17 protein-coding genes are annotated in these 20,175 nt (G+C 70.6%); 15 read left to right on the plus strand and 2 right to left on the minus strand.

Features of this window, described 5'->3' with window-relative positions; all coding sequences use genetic code 11:
* From tsaE to tsaD, 6 genes are all read left to right on the plus strand, one after another.
* Positions 1-972: tRNA (adenosine(37)-N6)-threonylcarbamoyltransferase complex ATPase subunit type 1 TsaE (gene tsaE / locus QL985_RS01660; protein WP_290147380.1), on the plus strand; the 972-nt coding region annotated here is incomplete at its 5' end.
* A gap of 250 nt (positions 973-1,222) precedes the next feature.
* Complete coding sequence (gene deoD, locus QL985_RS01665; RefSeq protein ID WP_259905764.1) at positions 1,223-1,939, plus strand: purine-nucleoside phosphorylase; 717 nt, start codon at positions 1,223-1,225, stop codon at positions 1,937-1,939.
* Positions 1,940-1,944: 5 nt separating this feature from the next.
* Complete coding sequence (locus QL985_RS01670) at positions 1,945-3,453, plus strand: MFS transporter (protein WP_259905768.1); 1,509 nt, start codon at positions 1,945-1,947, stop codon at positions 3,451-3,453.
* 92 nt (positions 3,454-3,545) lie between these two features.
* Positions 3,546-4,232, plus strand: a complete 687-nt coding sequence (gene tsaB, locus QL985_RS01675; RefSeq protein WP_259921437.1) for a tRNA (adenosine(37)-N6)-threonylcarbamoyltransferase complex dimerization subunit type 1 TsaB — start codon at positions 3,546-3,548, stop codon at positions 4,230-4,232.
* Positions 4,229-4,900, plus strand: a complete 672-nt coding sequence (rimI, locus tag QL985_RS01680; protein WP_311200552.1) for a ribosomal protein S18-alanine N-acetyltransferase — start codon at positions 4,229-4,231, stop codon at positions 4,898-4,900. The genes tsaB and rimI overlap by 4 nt, the downstream gene beginning before the upstream one ends.
* Positions 4,887-5,969, plus strand: coding sequence for a tRNA (adenosine(37)-N6)-threonylcarbamoyltransferase complex transferase subunit TsaD (tsaD, locus tag QL985_RS01685; RefSeq protein ID WP_290147383.1), 1,083 nt, complete (start codon positions 4,887-4,889; stop codon positions 5,967-5,969). The genes rimI and tsaD overlap by 14 nt, the downstream gene beginning before the upstream one ends.
* A gap of 159 nt (positions 5,970-6,128) precedes the next feature.
* Here tsaD and QL985_RS01690 read toward each other — a convergent pair whose 3' ends face one another.
* Together QL985_RS01690 and QL985_RS01695 are read right to left on the minus strand one after the other, a co-directional pair.
* Positions 6,129-7,274, minus strand: coding sequence for a glutamate--cysteine ligase (locus QL985_RS01690; RefSeq protein ID WP_290147386.1), 1,146 nt, complete (start codon positions 7,272-7,274; stop codon positions 6,129-6,131).
* An 84-nt stretch (positions 7,275-7,358) separates the two neighbouring features.
* The gene (locus QL985_RS01695) at positions 7,359-8,639 is read right to left on the minus strand and encodes a class I SAM-dependent methyltransferase (RefSeq protein ID WP_290147389.1); all 1,281 of its coding nucleotides are present in this window, start codon (positions 8,637-8,639) and stop codon (positions 7,359-7,361) included.
* A 124-nt stretch (positions 8,640-8,763) separates the two neighbouring features.
* Between QL985_RS01695 and QL985_RS01700 the strand changes: the two genes are divergently transcribed.
* The 9 genes from QL985_RS01700 (at position 8,764) to QL985_RS01740 (ending at position 20,124) form a co-directional block, all read left to right on the plus strand.
* Positions 8,764-9,756, plus strand: coding sequence for an ABC transporter substrate-binding protein (locus tag QL985_RS01700; protein ID WP_290147392.1), 993 nt, complete (start codon positions 8,764-8,766; stop codon positions 9,754-9,756).
* Positions 9,757-9,841: 85 nt separating this feature from the next.
* A complete protein-coding gene (locus QL985_RS01705; protein ID WP_290147395.1) occupies positions 9,842-10,834 on the plus strand; it encodes an iron chelate uptake ABC transporter family permease subunit in 993 nt (330 codons plus the stop codon).
* Positions 10,827-11,858: an iron chelate uptake ABC transporter family permease subunit gene (locus tag QL985_RS01710; protein ID WP_290147397.1), complete on the plus strand. Its 1,032-nt coding sequence runs from the start codon at positions 10,827-10,829 to the stop codon at positions 11,856-11,858. The genes QL985_RS01705 and QL985_RS01710 overlap by 8 nt, the downstream gene beginning before the upstream one ends.
* Entirely contained in the window at positions 11,855-12,610 is a 756-nt protein-coding gene (locus tag QL985_RS01715) for an ATP-binding cassette domain-containing protein (RefSeq protein WP_290147400.1), read from the plus strand. The genes QL985_RS01710 and QL985_RS01715 overlap by 4 nt, the downstream gene beginning before the upstream one ends.
* 411 nt (positions 12,611-13,021) lie before the next feature.
* Entirely contained in the window at positions 13,022-13,318 is a 297-nt protein-coding gene (groES, locus tag QL985_RS01720; protein WP_012397747.1) for a co-chaperone GroES, read from the plus strand.
* 106 nt (positions 13,319-13,424) lie between these two features.
* Positions 13,425-15,011, plus strand: coding sequence for a chaperonin GroEL (gene groL / locus QL985_RS01725; protein ID WP_290147402.1), 1,587 nt, complete (start codon positions 13,425-13,427; stop codon positions 15,009-15,011).
* A gap of 198 nt (positions 15,012-15,209) precedes the next feature.
* Positions 15,210-17,300: an acyltransferase family protein gene (locus QL985_RS01730; RefSeq protein ID WP_290147405.1), complete on the plus strand. Its 2,091-nt coding sequence runs from the start codon at positions 15,210-15,212 to the stop codon at positions 17,298-17,300.
* Positions 17,301-17,455: 155 nt separating this feature from the next.
* A complete protein-coding gene (guaB, locus tag QL985_RS01735) occupies positions 17,456-18,952 on the plus strand; it encodes an IMP dehydrogenase (RefSeq protein ID WP_290147458.1) in 1,497 nt (498 codons plus the stop codon).
* Positions 18,953-19,002: 50 nt separating this feature from the next.
* The gene (locus QL985_RS01740) at positions 19,003-20,124 is read left to right on the plus strand and encodes a GuaB3 family IMP dehydrogenase-related protein (RefSeq protein ID WP_290147406.1); all 1,122 of its coding nucleotides are present in this window, start codon (positions 19,003-19,005) and stop codon (positions 20,122-20,124) included.
* Positions 20,125-20,175: the final 51 nt, after the last annotated feature.

Genomic DNA, 20,175 nt, shown 5'->3' on the forward strand with positions numbered 1-20,175 from the left:
GGGGAGCCGTCCGTGCGGATCGGGGACGAGGCCGTTCTCTTCGGGGCCGGGACGGACCCCTCCGTGGTGGAGTGGGCCGACGCCGCCGGGACCATCAACTACGAGATCGTCACCCGGATCTCGCCGCGCGTCCCCCGCGAGTACGTCGCGGCGGAACCGCGCTCCGACATTGACCGGGGCCGGCACGCGCAGCGCAGTGGGCACCGCGGCGTGGAGCCCGTGGCTGATTCCACAGTGAATTCCGCGGGGGATCCCAGTGCGCACCCCGGCGTGGACCACTACCGCGGCACGGACCCCGTTGCGGACGGCGTTGCGGACGGCGACTGCGGGCCGGGAACCGGACCGGGCGGCGTCGTGCCCCGGCAGGATGCGCAGGACGGTCCCGGAGAGGGAGCCGCGGCGGGGGAGAACTGGAGCCTCACCCGGGAGCTCGGGACCGCGGAGGAGACCCGCGAGCTGGCGCGCGCCCTCGCACCTCACCTGCGGGCGGGAGACCTGGTGCTGCTCAACGGCGAGCTGGGCGCGGGCAAGACGACCTTCACCCAGGGGCTCGGGGAGGGGCTGGGCGTGCGCGAGGGGATCATCTCGCCCACGTTCGTGCTCGCGCGCCGCCACCCCAACCTGGCAGACGGGCCGCTCCCGGGTGGGCCGGACCTCGTGCACGTGGACGCGTACCGGCTGACCACGGCCGAGGACGTCGAGAGCATCGACCTGGAGGACACGCTGGACACGTGCGTGACCGTGGTCGAATGGGGCACCGGCAAGGTGGAGCACCTGAGCGGCTCGCGGCTCGTGGTCGACATCGAGCGGGCCCGAGGCGCCGAGGCGCTTCCCGAGCAGCCGGACACGGACCTGGCGGGGGTGCTCGCGGATCTGGGCGCACAGTGGCAGGAGGAGGGCGCCGCCGACGAGACGCGACGGGTGACGCTGCGGGGGATCGGCCCGCGCTGGGCCCGGTGCCCGCGATTGTGACGGGGCCGCGAGGTCCGGAGCACGGGTGGGGTCAGAACCGGTTCCCGTGACCACCCGGGCGCCGGTCCGAGGGGGCAGGGTGCGTCGCGGATCACGCCCGGTCAGACCGGGAAGGGGCCCGGCTGCGTGACACAATGAGGGCGGACACCTGCACGTCCACCGCAGACGGTGAGACCCCAGGGGGACCCCGACGGCGTCGTCGTTCCATGGGCACTCGGCCGCTTGCGCGCACCGACCCGAGGAGAACCGCATGCCGCGGACATCGACACCCCACATCAAACCCGATGGCGCACCCATCGCCGAGACCATCCTGCTGCCCGGTGACCCGCTGCGCGCCAAGTACATCGCGGAGACGTTCCTCGAGGACGCCGTGCAGTTCAACTCCGTGCGCAACATGCTGGGCTACACCGGCACCTTCAACGGCCGGGAGCTGTCCGTCATGGGCACGGGCATGGGCATCCCGTCCATCGCGCTCTACAGCTGGGAGCTGATCCACGAGTTCGGCTGCCGCAAGCTCGTGCGTGTGGGCTCGTGCGGCGGGCTCACCAAGGACCTGGCCCTCAACGACATCGTGCTCGCCCAGGCCGCGTCCACGGACTCCAACTACCTGGCGCAGTTCGACCTGCCCGGCACGTGGGCCCCCACCGGTTCCTTCCGGCTGCTGGACCACGTGTACCGCGGTGCGGCGGAGCGCGGGATCACGGCCCACGCCGGCAACGTGGTGTCCTCGGACACCTTCTACCACGCGCAGGACGACACCACGCAGCGCTGGGCCCGGATGGGCGTGCTCGCCGTGGAGATGGAGACCGTGGGGCTCTACGCCAACGCCGCGGCCGCCGGAGTGGAGGCCCTGGCCATGTTCACGGTCTCAGACAACCTGGTGACCCACGAGGAGATGAGCCCCGAGCAGCGCCAGACGGGGTTCGCACAGATGATCGAGCTGGCCGCAACCGTGACGGAGCTGTGAAGCACATGAACCCCGAGAACCAGAACCACGTCCCGCCCTCCGAGGCGGGACCCCAGAGCGCGGCCGCCACGCCCGCGGCCGCCGTGCCCGCCACGGCCACCGGTGCCGCCGGGGCCCGCACCACGAGCGGTGTGAATCCGCGCCGGGCCGTGCCCGTGCTGCTGTTCCTCTTCATCTTCTGCCTGGTGATCGACCAGGGCTTCAAGTTCACGTCCCAGCCCATGGCGGAGGCGCTGAACCTCAGCGAGTCCACCGTGAGCCTGCAGGCCACGCTCACCGGTGTGCTCATCGGCATCGGCGCCGTGGTGTACTCCGCGCTCGCGGACTCCGTGGCCATCCGCAAGCTGCTGTACCTGAGCATCGGGCTGATCGTGGTGGGCTCGGTGATCGGCTTCGTGGGCTCCGCGTCCTTCCCCGTGGTGCTCGTGGGCCGCGTGATCCAGACGGCCGGCCTGGCCGCCGCGGAGACCCTCTACGTGGTCTACGTGACCAAGCACTTCGAGGGCGTGGAGCTCAAGAAGTACCTGGGCTTCTCCAACATGTCCTTCCAGCTGGCCTCGCTGATCGGCACCCTGATCTCCGGCTTCCTGGCCACGTACGTGTCCTGGACCTGGATGTTCCTGATCCCGCTGATCATCGTGCTGTCCCTGCCGTTCATCAAGACCCGCGTGCCGGACGAGGTCCAGCAGACCAGCTCCGGGGTGGACGTCTACGGGCTGTTCCTGGTGGGTGTGATGGCCACCGGGCTGATCATGTTCATGCAGGAGTTCGTGTGGTGGTGGTGGATCCCCGTGGTCGTGGCCACCGTGCTGTTCGTGATCCACGTGCGCACCAACCCCAAGGCGCTGGTGGACGCGTCCTTCTTCACCAACCGCCCGTACATCAGCGCCCTGGTGGTCGTGTTCATCATCTACTCGGTGAACCTGGCGTTCGTCTTCCTGTTCCCCTTTGCGATCCACGGTGTGCACGACATGGCCATGGACAAGGTCTCCCTGCTCACCATCCCGGGCTACGTCCTGGGCGCCTCCACGGCGGCGATGTCCGGGCAGGTCAGCAAGCGACTCGACTCCAAGCAGGCCGTGACGCTCGCCCTGGGCCTGCTGGCGCTGTCCCTGGCGGTCGCCGGTCTGTTCATCAATGTCTCCGTGGTGGCCATGGTGATCGCGATGGCCATGTTCTCGGTGGGCTTCGGCCTGCTGTACGCGCCGCTGATGTCCAGCGCGCTGCTGCTCATGCCGGCCGCCAAGTCGGGTGTGGCCGTGGGCTTCTACAACCTGGTGATCAACGTGGCCGCGCCGATCGGCGTGGCGTACACGGCCACCCTGATGTCCTCCAAGCCCACCTGGTTCAGCGGCCTCAGCGTGGGCACCACGCCCGAGGGTGACTACTTCGCGACCATCCTGTGGCTGCTTGTGGGCATCACCCTGCTGGGCCTGGTGGCCTACCGCGTGCTGTTCGGGCTGATCGAACGCAGCGACGCCCGGGCCGCCCAGCAGCTGACCACGCAGGAGTAGCCTCCCGCGCCGCGCACCGCAGCCCCTCCGTCCCGTTCCTCTCGCGGAACCGGGACGGAGGGGCTGCTGCGTTGCGGGCATAGACTGTCCGGGTGCTTGTGCTGAGTCTGGATTCCTCCTCGATCGCCTCCGTGGCCCTGTCCCGCGACGGTGAGGTGCTGCGGGATTTCGCCACCACGGACACGCGCTCCCACGCGGAGGCGCTGGCTCCGGCGGTGCGTGACCTGCTGTCCACGCAGGGGGTCACGGGCGCCGAGCTGGACGCGCTGCTCGTGGGCACGGGCCCCGGCCCCTTCACGGGTCTGCGCGCGGGTCTCGCCACGGCGCGGGCGCTCGGCTTCGCGTGGGAGGTGCCCGTGCACGGGCTGTGCTCCCTGGACGCCGTGGCCCACCGCGTGGCCCCGACCGCCCGCTCCGCCGGGCACCCCGAGTTCCTGGTGGCCATCGACGCCCGCCGCAAGGAGCTCTACTGGCGCCGCTACCGGGTGCACGACGACGCCGCCGGCACCTGTGCCGTGCCCGTGGCCGCACCGCAGGTGGGCGCCCCGGAGGAGCTCCCGGACCTGCCGTGCGCGGGACCCGGCGCGGGTCTGTACCCCGACCGGATCGCGCGGCCCCTGACCGGGAGCCACGAGCTGCACCCCACGGCCGCGGACCTCGCCCGCGCGGCCTGGGCGCTGACGAGCCGCGGCACGCGCCTCAGCACGGACACCTCTCCGCTGTACCTGCGCGAGTCCGACGCCAAGGTTCCCGCATCGCTCAAGCGGGTCACCTCGTGAGGGGCGCCGAGAACCCCGCTGCGGATCCCGATGACAACGCCGCCGCGCGACCCCCTGCCGGACCCGGCGGGCAGCACTGCCCTGCGGACCGGCAGGGACGGGCCGCGGAAGCCACCACGCACCCGCGGGAGGGGCACGGCTCGGCAAGCGCGGCGGCGTCGTCGATCCCGGCGGGACACGCCCTGCGGCCCATGCAGCCCGGGGACCTGGATGCCGTGCACACCCTGGAGACCGTGCTGTTCCCCGAGGACGCCTGGCCCCGGCCCATGTTCGACGAGGAGCTGGCGCACCCCACCCGCCAGTACTGGGTGGTCACCCGTGACGGGGAGATCGTGGCGTACGCGGGGATGATGTGCATCCCTCCGGTGGGAGACGTCCAGACGATCGCCGTGGCCGCGGCCCACGAGGGCAAGGGTCTGGGGAGCGCCCTGCTGCGCGTGCTGCACGAGGCGGCTGTGCGCGCCGGGGCCACCGAGATGATGCTCGAGGTGCGCGCGGACAACCCCCGCGCCCAGGCCCTGTACCGGCGCTTCGGCTACGAGCACATCCACACCCGGGCCCACTACTACGGTCCGGGACACGACGCACTCATCATGCGCTGCGAGCTGGTCCCGCCCGGACCGCACGAGCGCAGCGCGGACGGAAGGACCATCCATGAGCACCGCTGAGCCCCTCGTGCTGGGCATCGAGTCCTCGTGCGACGAGACCGGTGTGGGCATCGTGCGCGGCACCGAGCTGCTGACCAACACCGTGTCCTCCTCCATGGAGCAGCACGTGCGCTTCGGCGGGGTGATCCCCGAGATCGCCTCCCGCGCGCACCTCGAGGCGTTCGTGCCCACGGTGCGCGAGGCGCTCGCCGCGGCGGACGTGACGCTCGCGGACGTGGACGCGATCGCCGTCACCTCCGGTCCCGGACTCGCCGGCGCACTCATGGTGGGCGTGGCCGCGGCCAAGGCGCTCGCGGTGGCCACGGGAACGCCGTTGTACGCGATCAACCACCTCGTGGCCCACGTGGGTGTGGGCCTGCTGGACGGGGACGGCAGCCTGCCCGAGAACCTCGGGGCGCTGCTCGTCTCCGGCGGGCACACCGAGATCCTCGCGGTGGGGGAGATCACCGAGGACGTCCGGCTGCTCGGTGCCACGATCGACGACGCCGCCGGCGAGGCCTACGACAAGGTGGCCCGCCTGCTCGGACTCGCCTACCCCGGCGGACCGGCCATCGACCGGGCCGCGAAGGACGGGAACCCCGAGGCGTTCCGGTTCCCCCGCGGGCTGAGCGCGGGCAAGTACATGGGCTCGGCGGAGAATCCCGGCCGGCACCGCTACGACATGTCCTTCTCGGGGCTCAAGACAGCGGTGGCCCGCGTGGTGGAGGCGTTCGAGGCCGCCGGTCAGCCCGTGCCCGTGGCGGACGTGGCCGCGAGCTTCCAGGAGTCCGTGGTGGACGTGATCTCCCGCAAGACCGTGCTGGCCTGCACCGAGCACGGGATCACCACCCTGCTCATGGGCGGCGGAGTGGCCGCGAACTCCCGGCTGCGGGAGGTCGTCACGGGGCGCTGCGCGGAGCACGGGATCCGCGTGGTGGTCCCGCCACTGTCCCTGTGCACGGACAACGGGGCCATGGTGGCGGCCCTCGGCGCCCGCCTCGTCACGCGCGGTGTGGCACCCACGGGCATCGAGTTCACCGCGGATCCGGGACTGCCCGTGACCACGGTGTCGGTGCCCGCTCCGGCCTGAGTCCCCCTCAGCCGGCCTGCGCCGATCTGATCTGCTCTGACCGACCCTGGCCCGGCACGCGCGGCCCGGATCCGGAGGAACGCTGCCCGAGCGGTGTGATGCAGCCGCGCTCCGGCGCCCGCCCGGAGGCATGCAGGGTGCTCCCGAGCGGTCCCGGGGTCAGCGGATCTCGCGGTTCTGCGCCACGATGTCCCGCACCACGGCCCGCAGGTCCCCGCCGTTCTCCTGGGCGATCCGGCGCTGGCGGAGGTAGCCGACCTCACCGGTCATCATGGTCTCCACGTAGGCCAGCTCCCGGGCGCAGCCGAGCTCCGCGGCGAGCGGCTCCAGGCGGTTCAGCACCTCGGTGAGGTCCTCGGTGAGCGGTGTCTGGTGGTTCTGCGCGTCCCGGATGACCACGGCGTCCAGCCCGTAGCGGGCGGCACGCCACTTGTTCTCCTGGTGGTGCCACGGGGGCATCACGGGAATGCTTCCGCCCTGGTCCAGGGTGCGGGAGAAGGACTCCACGAGGCACTGGGTCAGAGCCGTCAGCGCACCCACCTCACGCAGGTTGGAGGGGCCGTCGCACACGCGCATCTCCACCGTGCCGAAGCGGGGGACGGGGCGGATGTCCCAGCGGTTCTCGGAGGTCTCCTCGATCACGTCCGTGGCGATCAGGTCCGACACGTAGGCCTCGTACTCGTCCCACGAGTCGAAGTGGAAGGGCAGCCCGGCCGTGGAGAGCTGCTGGAACAGCTGCGCGCGCTGCGAGGCGTAGCCGGTGTCGTGGCCGCACCAGTACGGCGAGTTGGCGGACAGCGCCAGCAGGTGCGGGTAGTAGTTCATGAGCCCGTCCAGCACGGGCAGCGCCTTGTCCCGGTGGTCGACCCCCACGTGGACGTGCAGCCCGAAGATCACCATCTGACGGCCCCAGTACTGCGCACGGTCCAGCACCTTGTAGTAGCGCTCCGCGTCCACCACCGGCTGGTCCGCCCAGTCCGAGAACGGGTGGGTGCCGGCCGCGAAGATCTCGAGTCCGCGCGGGTCCGTGACCTCCCGGATCCTGTCCTGGGTCTCGGACAGGTGTGCCAGGGCCTCGGGCACGTTCTGGCACACGCCCGTGACCATCTCCACGGTGTTCTGCAGGAACTCGCCCGTGACCTGGGGGTGGTCCCCTTCCTCGCCGAGCTCCGGGTACTCGGACACCACGGCCTCGAGGACCTCCTGCGCCCGCTGCGCGAGCTCTCCGGAGTCCCGGTCCACCAGGGCGACCTCCCACTCGACACCCAGGGTGGAGTTGTCGGAGATCTCGAAGTCAATGTGCACGGCGTTGTCCTCTCATGGGTTCGCCGGGAGCGGCTGCTGCGTCCTGGAGCGTGGCCGCGGCGCGCGGTCCGAACACAGGGTCTCTCAGTGTAGGGGGTTAACAGCCAGCACCACACGACGCTCCCCGCCGGGCTCGGCCACGCGTGTCATCACCAGGGTGGCGCGCTGCGTGCCGCGCGGCGCGAGCTGCTGGCGCAGCTGCTCCGGGGTCACGGCCGTGCCTCGCTTCTTGACGTCCAGGGTGCCCACGTCGTGCTCCCGCACCCACCGGCGCAGCACCTTGACGGTGTGGGGCAGCACCTCGCGCACCTCGTACGCGCGCGCCAGGGGGGTCTGCACCAGGGTCTGCGAGGAGAGGTACGCGATGTCCGGGTGCACCAGGTGCGCACCGAGGCGCTGCGCGAGGTCGGTGACGAGCCCCGCGCGGATCACGGCGCCGTCGGGCTCGTAGAGGTAGCGGCTCACGGGTCCCAGCAGCGGCCCCTCGGGCACGGGGGACTCCCAGGAGCCGGAGGTCAGTTCCGCCGCCGACGACGCCGCGGAGCCGGGTTCCGCGCCGCCGCCCAGCACGAGCGCGGAGCGCACCACGTCCGGGCGGCGCACGGCACCGAACCACAGGACGGCTTCCACCACGTCCCCGCGGTCGGAGATCCACTGGGCCTCCGCACCCTCGGGCACGTGCTCGTGGGGGATCCCGGGTCCGATCTTCGCGCCCACGGCGAGTCCGGCCTCCGCGAGCGACGCGACGAAGGACAGGGGAGGGGAGAAGGCCTCGGGGTCGAAGATCCTGCGGGTGCGGCCACCGCCCGAGACACGGCGGGCCGGGTCCAGCCACACCCCGTGGACGGGGCCGTTCTCGAGCGCGGAGAGATCCAGCTCCTGCGCGTCCGCGCACAGCACGCGGGCTCGGGGCCAGCCCGTGAGGTTCACGGTGGCCGCCGCCGCGGTGAGGGGGTCCCGCTCGACCGCAGTGACCGTGCGGTCCAGGGCCGCGAGCGCCAGCGAGTCCGCGCCGATGCCGCAGCCGAGGTCCACCACGTGCTCCGCGCCCGCCTGGGCGAAGCGCTGGGCGTGCAGGGCGGCCACGGACCACCGGGTGGCCTGCTCCACGCCGTCGCGCGTGAAGACCAGCTGCCGCGCGAAGTCCCCGAACTTCGCGTGGGCCTTCTCGCGCAGCCGGGACTGGGTGAGGGCCGCGGCCACGAGCTCGGGGTCGTGGCCCTGGGCGCGCAGGGACTGGTTCAGCGCGAGCGAGGCCGCGGCGTCGTACGGGGGGAGGGAGTCGAGCAGGTGGCGGCCCTCGGGAGTGAGGAGGCGGGCCAGTCCGCGGGCCTCGGCGTCGTCCGGTGCGGTGGGTGCAGTCACCCGTCCATCACATCACGAGCGACACATCTCGAATTACGAACCACAAGTCATACCTAATTAGGTTAGGCTCACCTGGTGGCCGGCCGCCCGTTCCCTGACCGCTCCATCAGAATGTGAGACACCCATGTTCTCCCACCGCCTGCTGCCCGGCGCGGCACTGTGCACCGTTGCCGCGCTGACCCTCGTGGGGTGCGGTTCCTCCGCTGAATCCGGGGACTCCACCGCGAGCTCCAGTGCCTCCTCCAGCACCGTGAGCATCGAGGACAACAAGGGCACCCAGGACGTCACCGTGCCTCCCAAGACCGTGGTGGCTACCGACAACCGCCTGTTCGAGACCCTCGCGGACTGGGACGTGCAGCTCGCCGCCGCCCCCAAGAAGCTGATCCCCGAGACCATCTCCTACGCCAACGACGAGAGCGTGGTGGATCTCGGCTCGCACCGCGAGCCGGACCTGGAGGCCATTGCCGGTGTGGATCCCGACCTCGTGATCAACGGGCAGCGCTTCGCGCAGCACTACGACGACATCCACACGCTCGTCCCGGACGCCACCATGCTCGAGCTGGACCCGCGGGACGACCAGCCCCTGGACTCCGAGCTGCAGCGCCAGACCACCGCCATGGGCGAGGTCTTCGGCAAGCAGGAGGACGCCAAGGCGCTGAACGAGGGCCTCGACAAGGCCGAGCAGCGCGCCAAGGACGCCTACGCGGGGCAGTCCACCATGGGCCTCATCGTCTCCGGCGGGGACATGGGGTACGTGGTGCCCAGCACGGGGCGCACGATCGGCCCGCTGTTCGACATGGTGGGCCTGAAGCCCGCCCTGGAGGTCTCCGGCTCGGAGGACCACCAGGGTGACGACATCTCGGTGGAGGCGATCGCCAAGGCCAAGCCGGAGCTGCTGATCGTCATGGACCGGGACGCCGCAATGAAGTCGGAGAAGGGATCCACCCCGGCCTCCGAGGTGATCGAGAAGTCCGAGGCCCTCAAGGACGTCCCCGCCGTGAAGAACGGCAACGTGGTCTACCTGCCCGCGGACACCTACACCAACGAGGGCATCCAGACCTACACGGAGATCCTCAACGCACTGGCGGACAAGCTCGAGGCGGACGCCGAGAACTGACCGGCCCGCCCCGGATCCACACCGTGGCCCCGCGGGGACGTCCCGCGGGGCCACGTCACGAGCACACGGAAGCACACAGGTGAAGATGGCCACCACAGCCACGGTCCCGACATCCCGTCCCGCACCCACGGGGGTGCTCAGGGACTGGACCTTCTGGGTGGCCTGCGCGGTGGTCGCGGGGCTGCTGGTGGCCTCCGTGCTCACGGGGGTCGCGGACCTCTCCGACCCCGAGGAGGGTGGGCAGTTCCTTGCGCTGACCCGGATCCCGCGCACCGTGGCACTGGTCCTCGCGGGCGCGGCCATGGCCATGTCCGGGCTGGTCATGCAGCTGCTCACCCAGAACCGCTTCGTGGAGCCCACCACCACGGGCACCACGGAGTGGGCCGGGCTGGGGCTGCTGGTCATGACGGTCGTGGCCCCGGACGCCGGCCTGACCGCCCGGATGCTCGGCGCGGTGGTGGCGGCCTTCGTGGGAACCATGGTGTTCTTTGCGTTCCTGCGGCGGATCACCCTGCGCTCCTCGCTGATCGTGCCGATCGTGGGCATCATGCTGGGCGCCGTGGTGGGGTCCGCGTCCACCTACCTGGCGCTCGTCACGGACCGGCTGCAGAACCTCGGGGTGTGGTTCGCGGGCAGCTTCACGTCCGTGCTCAAGGGCCAGTACGAGACGCTGTGGATCGTGGCCGCCGTGGCCGTGCTGGTGTTCGTCGCCGCGGACCGGCTCACCGTGGCGGGGCTCGGCGAGGACGTCGCCACCAACGTGGGGCTGAACTACGACCGCATCATCCTGCTCGGCACGGGTCTCGTGGCCGTGGCCACGGGGGTGGTCACCGTGGTTGTGGGAAACCTGCCGTTCCTGGGACTGATCGTGCCCAACGTGGTTTCGCTGTTCCGCGGGGACGACCTGCGCTCCAACCTGCCCTGGGTGTGCCTGCTGGGGATCGGGCTGGTCACGGTGTGCGACCTCATCGGGCGGACGATCATCATGCCCTTCGAGGTACCGGTCTCCCTCATCCTGGGGGTCGTGGGAGCGGCCGTGTTCATCGCCCTGCTGCTCGGGAGCCGCCGCCGTGTCTGAGTCCCGCACCCGCCGGCCCGCCGCCGTGGGCTCCGGCGCGTTCACCTCCGCCGCCCACCGGCGCCGCTACTGGTGGATCACCGTGGCACTGGCCGCGGTGGGTACCCTGTGCTGCGCGGGGATCCTGGTGTGGGACAACCCGCTGCCGGCCGGCACCCCGGGGTTCTGGCGGATCGTGGAAGCTCGTGCCACGTCCGTGGTGGTGATCGCGGTGGTGGCACTGTGCCAGGCCATGGCCACCGTGGCGTTCCAGACCGCGGCGAACAACCGGATCATCACCCCGTCCATCATGGGATTCGAGTCCCTCTACGTGCTGGTGCAGACCTCGGCGGTCTACTTCCTGGGCGCCGTGGGGGTCACCGCGGTGCAGGGTCTGGCGCAGTACGCGGCGCAGGTGACGGTCATGGTGCTCTTCGCCCTGGCCCTGTACGGCTGGCTGCTGTCCGGCCGGCATGCGAACGTGCAGGTCATGCTGCTGATCGGCATCGTGCTGGGCGGTGGCCTGGGCGCGGTGTCCACGTTCATGCAGCGGCTGCTCTCGCCCAGCGAGTTCGACGTGCTGAGCGCCCGGCTCTTCGGCTCGGTGTCCAACGCGAACCCCGAGTACTTCCCCCTGGCCATCCCGCTGTGCCTGCTGGGAACGGCCGCTCTGTACCTGCGCTCCCGGCGGCTCAACGTCATGGCGCTGGGGCAGGACGTGGCCACCAACCTGGGGCTGCTGCACCGCCGCGAGCTCATGCTCACCCTGTTCTGGGTGTCCGTGCTCATGGCCGTGACCACCTCGCTGATCGGTCCCATGACGTTCCTGGGCTTCCTGGTGGCCACCCTGGCGTACCAGTTCTCGGACACCCACGACCACCGCTACGTGTTCCCCATGGCGGCGCTGCTGGGCTTCGCGGTGCTCTCCGGGGCCTATTTCATCCTGAAGAACGTCTTCTACGCGGAGGGCGCGGTGTCCATCATCATCGAACTGGTGGGCGGAACCGTGTTCCTCGTGGTGATCCTGAGGAAGGGCAGACTGTGATCCGGCTGGACGGACTGAGCAAGCAGTACGGGACGGACACCGCCATCGGGCCGGTGGACCTGGAGATCCCCGAGGGCGGGATCACCGCGCTCGTGGGTCCCAACGGCGCGGGCAAGTCCACCCTGCTGACCATGATGGGCCGTCTGCTCGGCCCGGACGCCGGCACCGTGGTGGTCGGCGGCCACGACGTCACCACCACCCCGCCGCGCACGCTCGCCACGGTGGTGTCCACGCTGCGCCAGGAGAACCACTTCACGGCGCGGCTCACGGTGCGCCAGCTCGTGGGCCTGGGCCGCTTCCCCTACACGCGCGGGCGGATCAACAGGGAGGACGAGAGGATCATCTCCGAGTCCATCGAGTTCTTCGACCTGGGTCCGCTGCAGGACCGCTACCTGGACCAGCTCTCGGGCGGCCAGCGCCAGCGCGCCTACGTGGCCATGGTGCTGTGCCAGGAGACCGGGTACCTGCTGCTGGACGAGCCGCTGAACAACCTGGACATGCGCCACTCCGTGCACATGATGCAGCACCTGCGACGCGTGGCGGACGAGCTGGGGCGCACCGTGGTGATCGTGCTGCACGACATCAACTTCGCGAGCCACTACGCGGACCGGATCTGCGCGGTCAAGGACGGGCGGGTCGTGGAGTTCGGCACGCCCGCCCAGATCATGACGGACGAGACCCTCACCCGCGTGTTCGACACCCCGGTCACGTGCCACGAGGGCCCCAGCGGGCGGCTCGCGGTCTACTACTGAGCGTTACGACGCCGCTCCTCCCGCGGGTGCTCGACCCCGCCTTCCGCGGGCGCGGAGCGGGCTCCGTCCGCCGGGGCGCAGACGCGGTGGTAACGCTCCGGGCCCGTGCCCGCGCCACCCGAGGACGGTGCGGCGAGGCCGTCGACGGGGCCGGGCGGCGTCGTCGTGGGGTGTGCCGGAGGCCCGGTTCAGCCCACAGGGGAGTGGCGTGGGCGCGTCTTGACCGGGCGCGGCCCGCGTCCCTACAGTGCTATTAGCACTCTCCCATGGAGGGTGCTAAAGGCCAGGCGCTCAATCGGCACCGCGACGACGGTTGGCACGCCAACTGGCCTGTGGCGCTCGCCGTCATGGGACCCCATGGCACGCGGCGGACGCACACCGTCTCACACGCCTAGAAGAAAGGGAGAGATCGTGTCGGTCTCCATCAAGCCCCTCGAGGATCGCATCGTGGTTCAGCCGCTGGCCGCTGAACAGACCACCGCCTCCGGTCTGGTCATCCCGGACACCGCCAAGGAGAAGCCCCAGGAGGGCACCGTCCTGGCCGTGGGCCCGGGCCGCGTGGACGACAAGGGCAACCGCATCCCCGTGGACGTCAACGAGGGTGACCTGGTCATCTTCTCCAAGTACGGCGGGACCGAGGTCAAGTACAACGGCGAGGAGTACCTGGTGCTCCCGGCGCGCGACGTGCTGGCCGTCATCGAGAAGTAGCTTCTCCACACCCTTTCGTACGCGGTGCCCGTCCGCCCGGGAACGGGCCGCGGGCACCGCGTGCGTCGTCTCCGCAGTCTTCCCGGTTCCCTAAGGAGCAACTCACATGCCCAAGCAGTTGGTGTTCGACGACACCGCTCGCAAAGCGCTCGAAGCCGGCGTGAACCGCCTGGCCGACACCGTCAAGGTCACCCTCGGCCCCCGCGGCCGCAACGTGGTCCTGGACAAGAAGTGGGGCGCACCCACCATCACCAACGACGGCGTGACCATCGCCCGTGAGGTGGAGCTCGAGGACCCGTACGAGAACCTCGGCGCCCAGCTGGCCAAGGAAGTGGCCACCAAGACCAACGACGTCGCCGGTGACGGCACCACCACCGCCACCGTGCTGGCGCAGGCGATCGTGAAGGAGGGCCTGCGCAACGTTGCCGCGGGCGCCGCCCCCAGCGACATCAAGCGCGGGGTCGAGGCCGCCGTGGCCACCGTGTCCCAGCGCCTGCTGGACAACGCCCGCCCCGTGGAGGGCAAGGACGTGGCCCACGTGGCCGCGATCTCCGCCCAGTCCGAGGAGATCGGCGAGCTGATCGCCCGCGCCTTCGAGACCGTGGGCACGGACGGCGTGATCACCATCGAGGACGGCTCCTCCACCGAGGTGGAGCTGGACGTCACCGAGGGCATGCAGTTCGACAAGGGCTACCTGTCCCCGTCCTTCATCACCGACCAGGAGCGCCAGGAGGCCGTCCTGGACGACACCTACGTGCTGCTGTTCCAGGGCAAGATCTCCTCGATCCAGGACCTCATGCCGGTGCTGGAGAAGGTGCTGCAGGCCAAGAAGCCGCTGACCATCATCGCGGAGGACGTCGAGGGCGAGGCCCTGTCCACCCTGGTGGTCAACAAGCTGCGCGGCACGCTGGACGTCGTGGCCCTGAAGGCTCCCGGTTTCGGAGACCGCCGCAAGGCGATCATGCAGGACCTCGCGGTGCTCACGGACGCCACCGTGATCACCCCGGAGCTCGGCATCTCCCTCGAGGCCGTGGACCTGAGCCAGCTGGGCTCCGCGCGCAGGATCACCGTGACCAAGAACCAGACCACCCTGGTGGACGGCGCGGGCTCCTCCGACGCCGTGGCCGAGCGCGTGGCGGAGATCCGCTCCGAGATCGCGCGCACGGACTCTGAGTGGGACCGCGAGAAGCTCCAGGAGCGCCTCGCGCGCCTCGCCGGCGGCATCTCCGTGATCAAGGTCGGCGCCGCCACCGAGGTGGAGCAGAAGGAGCGCAAGCACCGCATCGAGGACGCCGTGTCCTCCACGCGTGCCGCGCTCGAGGAGGGCATCGTGGCCGGCGGCGGTTCCGCCCTGGTCCACGCCTCGAAGTCCCTGGACGGCACGGACCTCGGTCTGGACGGCGACGCCGCCACGGCCGTGAACATCGTGCGCCGCGCCCTCACGCAGCCCCTGCGCTGGATCGCGGAGAACGCGGGCCAGGACGGCAACGTGGTGGCCTCCCGCGTGGCCGAGATGGAGCCCGGCAACGGGTACAACGCCCTGACCGGCGAGTACGAGAACCTGCTCTCGGCGGGCATCATCGACCCCGTGAAGGTCACCCGTTCCGCCCTGCAGAACGCGGCGTCCATCGCGGCTCTCGTGCTCACCACCGAGACCCTGGTGGCCGAGAAGAAGGACCAGGACGAGGACTGAGCACCCCTCGTCGCTCCCGTGAGCGCCCGGCCCTCTGCGGCACGCGCCACGGGGTGAGCGGATGATCACCACGGCGGCCCACTCCCGAGGGAGTGGGCCGCCGTGGTGCGTTGCGCCGACCAGCGCGCGGCCCACCTGAGGACCGCGGGAGCGGAACCGTGGTTGGACCTGCCTGCGCCCCCGGCCTAACCTGATGCGATGCGCTTCCCCCCGGCCCCGTCTCCCGAGTCCGCGAAGACCCCTCCCTGGAGTGCGGGGAGCGGCACCGGGGGATCGAGCCCCTCCGACCGGGTGTCCCGGTACTCGGGGTTCCGCCCCGAGGTGCAGGGTCTGCGTGCGGTGGCCGTGCTGCTGGTGGTGGTCTACCACGTGTTCATGGGCCGGGTCTCCGGTGGTGTGGACATCTTCCTGTTCATCTCCGCCTTCTTCATGACCTCGTCCTTCGTGCGCAAGATCGAGGGCGGACGTCCCCTCGCACTGGGGCGGTACTGGCTGCACACGTTCAAGCGTCTGCTGCCCCTTGCCACGCTGGTGATCCTGGGCACCTTCGTGCTGCTGTGGCTGTTCTACCCGGCGCAGGACGCGGCGTCCTTCCGCTCCGAGGGTGTGGCCTCGATCCTGTACGTGGAGAACTGGTCGCTGGCCTTCAACGCCGTGGACTACTACGCGGCGGACCACTCCAGCGCGTCCCCTTTCCAGCACTTCTGGTCGCTGTCGGTGCAGGGTCAGGTGTTCCTGGTCTGGCCGTTGATCTTCGCACTCGCGTGGCTGGTCAAGCGGCGCACTGGGCGCAGCAGCGTGCCCGTGCTCGCGGTGTGCTTCGGGGCGGTGTTCGCGGTCTCGCTGACGTTCTCGGTGATCACCACGAACACCCAGCAGGCGTTCGCGTACTTCGACACCCGTGCCCGGTTGTGGGAGTTCGCGCTGGGGTCCCTGGTGGCTCTGGCCATCCCGTATCTGCGGCCGAGCCGTGGGCTGCGGGTGCTCCTGGGCTGGGCGGGGTTCGTGAGCATGGTGTCCGTGGGCATCCTCGTGGACGTTCAGGGTGCGTTCCCGGGGTGGATCGCGTTGTGGCCCCTGCTCTCGGCCGCGGCGATCATCGTGGCCGGGCAGTCGGGTTCGCGGTGGGGATTCGACCGTTTCCTCTCGTGGGGCCCGGTGGTGCGGATGGGTGATTCGGCCTACGCCCTCTACCTGGTGCACTGGCCTTTGCTGATCACGTATCTGGTGATTCGTGACCGGCCGGTGGCGGGGCCGCGCTCGGGCGTGGTGATCGTGGTGGTCTCGGTGCTGCTGGCGCTGCTGCTGACCCGTCTGGTGGAGACGCCCCTGAAGAACTGGGCGTGGCCGGAGGCGAAGAACTGGCGGCTGGGGCTGGTGATCGTGGTGTGCATGAGCCTGGTGCTGGCCGTGGCGGGGTCCTGGGCAGCCGTGGAGCAGCGGCGGGAGGCGCAGCTCGAGGCGCAGGCGGAGCTCAACAACCCCGGCGCCCGGGTGCTGGAGCCCGGATTCGAGTTCGAGGGGGACCCGGACGCACCGGCGCTGCCCGCCTCCATGGCGGACCAGTGGGTGGGGCTGCCCGAGCCGTGCAGCGGGGAGTTCACCTCCCAGAACCCGGTGGCGCAGGACTTCTGCCGCCAGACAGAGCCGGTGGAGAACCCCACCAAGGTGGTCGCCGTGGTGGGCAACTCCCACATGGAGCAGTACATGGGTGCCGTGATCCCGGTGGCCGAGGAGGAGAACTGGCAGCTGGTCTCCGTGCTGCAGCCCGGGTGCGGACTGGGCGTGGAGGGTCAGACCCCGGAGTGCCAGAAGGGCAATGAGGCGGTCCTGGACTACCTCGACCAGCTGCAGCCCGATGCCGTCCTGACCACCTCCACGCGGGCCGAGCTCATGGACGGGGAAGCCGAGCACACCGTGGCCGGGCTGGAGCCGATCGTCCGGGATCTCACTGCGGACGGCACCACGGTGGTGGGGTTCCGGGACAACCCCCGTCTGGGCTACGACCCCACCCGGTGCGTCGCGGAGAAGGGACGCGAGGACCCGTCCTGCACCACGGAGAAGGACGAGGTGCTCGCGGCGGAGAACCCCGCGCAGTCCCTGGAGGCCATCCCGGGCTACACGGGCATCGACCCCACCCCGCTCATCTGTCCCCAGGGCGTGTGCGCTCCCGTGATCGGCAACGTGAACGTGTGGCTGGACTTCCACCACCTCACGTGGGACTACGCGCGCAGCATGGCGCCCCTGCTGCGGGACGACCTCGTGGCGGCCGTGGAGTCCGAGGGCTGAGGCGAGCTCGCGGGGCGCGGCAGCGGCGTCGTCGGACGCACCCATGACGACGAGGGCCGCGGGGCGAGGGGAGCGCACGGCCCGGCCCGTAGACTGGGGGCGACATTCTCGCGTGGAAGGGACTACCCGTGTCTGACAACGTGCCCACGGCACTCATGGACGATCCGTTCGGCTTCACCGGACTGACCTACGACGACGTCCTGTTGCTCCCCGGCAACACGGACGTGATCCCCTCGGAGGCCTCCACCAGCACGCGGCTCTCGCGTCGGATCACGCTGCAGGCTCCCGTGCTCTCCGCCGCCATGGACACCGTGACCGAGTCCGCCATGGCCATCTCCATGGCTCGTCAGGGCGGCATGGGCGTGATCCACCGCAACCTGTCCATCCAGGACCAGGCGGACCACGTGGACCGCGTGAAACGCAGCGAGTCCGGGATGATCACCAACCCCGTGACGGTGTCCCCGGACGCCACGCTCGCCGAGCTGGACCGGCTGTGCGGCTACTTCAAGGTCTCCGGGCTGCCCGTGGTGGACGAGAACCAGCGGCTGCTGGGCATCATCACCAACCGGGACACGCGCTACCTGCCGGAGAGCGACTTCGACACCCGCCTGGTGCGGGACGTGATGACCCCCATGCCGCTGGTCACGGGCAAGGTGGGCATGGGCAAGGACGAGGCCCACGCGCTGCTCGCCCAGCACAAGATCGAGAAGCTGCCCCTGGTGGACGAGCAGGACCGGCTCACCGGACTCATCACCGTGAAGGACTTCACCAAGGCGGAGCAGTACCCGCTGGCCACCAAGGACGACGAGGGCCGGCTGCGGGTGGGCGCCGCCGTGGGTTTCTTCGGCGACGGCTGGGAGCGGGCCATGACGCTCGTGGAGGCCGGCGTGGACGCCCTGTTCATCGACACCGCCAACGGCCACTCCCAGGGTGTGCTGGAGATGATTGCCCGGCTCAAGAAGGAGCCCGCCGCAGACCACGTGGACGTGATCGGGGGCCAGGCGGCCACGCGTGCCGGGGCCCAGGCGCTCGTGGACGCCGGCGCGGACGCCGTGAAGGTGGGGGTGGGCCCGGGCTCCATCTGCACCACCCGCATCATCGCGGGGGTGGGTGTGCCCCAGGTGACGGCCATCAACGAGGCCGCCCAGGTCACCATCCCCGCCGGTGTGCCGTTGATCGCGGACGGCGGGCTGCAGCACTCCGGCGACATCGGCAAGGCCCTCGTGGCCGGCGCGGACTCCGTGATGCTCGGCTCGCTGCTCGCGGGCTGCGACGAGTCCCCGGGGGAGCTCGTCTTCGTCTCCGGCAAGCAGTACAAGGCCTACCGGGGCATGGGCTCGCTGGGCGCCATGCAGTCCCGCGGCAAGAACACGTCCTACTCCAAGGACCGCTACTTCCAGGCGGACGTCAACGACGACGAGAAGCTCATCCCCGAGGGCATCGAGGGCCAGGTGCCCTACCGTGGCCCGCTGGCCTCGGTGCTGCACCAGCTGGACGGCGGGCTGCGCCAGACCATGTTCTACGTGGGAGCGCACGACGTGGCAGAGCTCAAGCACAAGGGACGCTTCGTGCGGATCACCCCGGCCGGACTCAAGGAGTCCCACCCGCACGACATCACCATGACGGTGGAAGCCCCCAACTACCAGCGCTGACCCGCGCCGCACCCCCTCGGCGCCGACTGCGCGCCGTGAAAGGACTCCTCGTGAGCTACGACATCGAAATCGGGCGCTCCAAGCGCGCGCGCCGCACGTTCAGCCTGGACGAGATCGCACTGGTTCCCTCCCGGCGCACGCGTGATCCCCGGGACGTGAGCACGGCGTGGCAGATCGACGCCTACCAGTTCGACATTCCCGTGGTGGGCGCTCCCATGGACTCGGTGATGTCTCCGGCCACCGCGATCGACCTGGGCCGAGCCGGAGGGCTGGGTGTGCTGGACCTCGAGGGGCTCTGGACCCGCTACGAGGACCCGCAGCCGGTTCTGGACGAGATCGCCGACCTCAGCTCGGAGAACCTGCCGCAGGCCACCCGCCGCATGCAGGAGCTCTACTCCGCGCCGGTCCAGCCCGAGCTGATCACCGCCCGGCTGGCGGAGATCCGCGAGGCCGGGGTGATCGTCTCCGGCTCCCTGTCCCCGCAGCGCGTGGTGGAGCACTACCGCACGGTGCTCGAGGCGGGCGTGGACCTGTTCGTGATCCGCGGCACCACGGTCTCCGCCGAGCACGTGTCCAAGACGCAGGACCCGCTGGACCTCAAGCAGTTCATCTACGACCTCGACGTTCCCGTGATCGTGGGCGGTGCGGCGGGCTACACCCCCGCGCTGCACCTGATGCGCACGGGGGCGGCCGGTGTGCTCGTGGGCTTCGGCGGGGGAGCGTCCCTGCGCACCGAGTCCATTCTGGGCATCCACGCGGCGATGGCCTCGGCCATCTCGGACGTGGCCGCGGCCCGTCGCGACTACCTCGACGAGTCCGGCGGGCGCTACGTCCACGTGATCGCCGACGGCGGTCTGGGCACCTCGGGCGACATCGTCAAGGCCATCGCCATGGGCGCCGACGCCGTGATGCTCGGCACCCTGCTCGCCCGTGCGGAGGAGGCCCCCGGGCAGGGTTGGCTGTGGGGCGCGGAGGCGCACAACCCGCACTCGCCCCGCGGCGTGCGCACCCACGTGGGCACGGTGGGCCCCCTGGACGAGCTGCTCAACGGGCCCTCGCGTCACGTGGACGGCTCCTCCAACGTGATGGGCGCGCTGCGCCGGGCCATGGCCACCACCGGCTACTCGGACCTCAAGGAGTTCCAGCGCGCCGAGGTGGTCATCCGCAGCTGAACGGGCGGCAGGGGTTTGGAGAACGCCCAGGGCGGGCCAGTAGTGTTGGGT

Source organism: Kocuria sp. APC 4018, from assembly GCF_030407675.1.
GTDB classification, from domain to species: domain Bacteria; phylum Actinomycetota; class Actinomycetes; order Actinomycetales; family Micrococcaceae; genus Kocuria; species Kocuria rhizophila.

What these genes read in the sequence shown, in the direction of transcription:
- guaB (WP_290147458.1), top strand. Translation starts at nt 17,456, where the DNA reads ATGGACGATCCGTTCGGCTTCACCGGACTGACCTACGACGACGTCCTG.
- QL985_RS01670 (WP_259905768.1), top strand. Translation starts at nt 1,945, where the DNA reads ATGAACCCCGAGAACCAGAACCACGTCCCGCCCTCCGAGGCGGGACCC.
- QL985_RS01700 (WP_290147392.1), top strand. Translation starts at nt 8,764, where the DNA reads ATGTTCTCCCACCGCCTGCTGCCCGGCGCGGCACTGTGCACCGTTGCC.
- groL (WP_290147402.1), top strand. Translation starts at nt 13,425, where the DNA reads ATGCCCAAGCAGTTGGTGTTCGACGACACCGCTCGCAAAGCGCTCGAA.
- QL985_RS01705 (WP_290147395.1), top strand. Translation starts at nt 9,842, where the DNA reads ATGGCCACCACAGCCACGGTCCCGACATCCCGTCCCGCACCCACGGGG.
- deoD (WP_259905764.1), top strand. Translation starts at nt 1,223, where the DNA reads ATGCCGCGGACATCGACACCCCACATCAAACCCGATGGCGCACCCATC.
- QL985_RS01730 (WP_290147405.1), top strand. Translation starts at nt 15,210, where the DNA reads ATGCGCTTCCCCCCGGCCCCGTCTCCCGAGTCCGCGAAGACCCCTCCC.
- tsaD (WP_290147383.1), top strand. Translation starts at nt 4,887, where the DNA reads ATGAGCACCGCTGAGCCCCTCGTGCTGGGCATCGAGTCCTCGTGCGAC.